This window comes from Thiohalocapsa halophila (genome assembly GCF_016583825.1).
GTDB classification, from domain to species: domain Bacteria; phylum Pseudomonadota; class Gammaproteobacteria; order Chromatiales; family Chromatiaceae; genus Thiohalocapsa; species Thiohalocapsa halophila.
In genome coordinates, this window is the sequence record NZ_NRRV01000265.1 from 1 (window position 1) to 645 (window position 645).

General features: G+C 67.9%; 1 protein-coding gene. It reads left to right on the forward strand.

The genetic code is table 11. The features are described 5' to 3' along the window. Nucleotides 1-57 precede the first annotated feature (57 nt). A complete protein-coding gene (locus CKO31_RS26345; protein WP_200243945.1) occupies nucleotides 58-402 on the forward strand; it encodes a hypothetical protein in 345 nt (114 codons plus the stop codon). Nucleotides 403-645: the final 243 nt, after the last annotated feature.

Here is a 645-nt window from a genome sequence, read left to right on the forward strand (position 1 = left end):
GACCATGATCGAGCACCTCGAAAATCGAAGAAAGCGCTTAGCGAAGCCGCAGCGCCAATGCGCGCCCAGAACGCCCTCGCCTGCGTCTCGCTCACCCGCGGTAGCCGCCGCCGGGGCGGCTCCGGCAACCCAGGTCGCCGCGCCGGCGCGAGCGCAGGCGATAGCGCCAGCCGCCCCCGCGCCGGCACCAGCACCGCGGCACCGGACAAGACCCTGCTCGCGGCCGTCCGCCAGGCCATCGCCGCGGCCGGCGGCAGCGCCGGCAAGGCCGACGTGGTGGCTGCGGCCGGCATCAGCGACACCCAGTGTAACGCGGCCATCGCAGCCCTGCTGGCCGCAGGGGCGGTGACCAAGACTGGCGCCGGCCGCGACACGCGTTACCAACTGAACGGGCCAGGGTGAGCGGCCTACTGCCCGAACCGACGAATGACCAGCGACAGGATCGATCGATACCGACAAAACGATCCGCAGCAACGATTTCGAATATTTCGAATATAGCAGCTATCTTGGTGGCTACCAGGTAAGAACGACACGACAACAGCCAAGCTCAGGAGCCCAATCCAGCATGTCCCTCGCATCCGCCCAGCACCCCAGCCTGCCGAGCGACGAGGATGTTCGCCTCGCCGCGGAAAGCAGCCGCAAGCT

Bases quoted from the DNA above. Each gene is read 5' to 3' on its own strand.
- CKO31_RS26345 (WP_200243945.1), top strand. From the start codon at position 58: ATGCGCGCCCAGAACGCCCTCGCCTGCGTCTCGCTCACCCGCGGTAGC.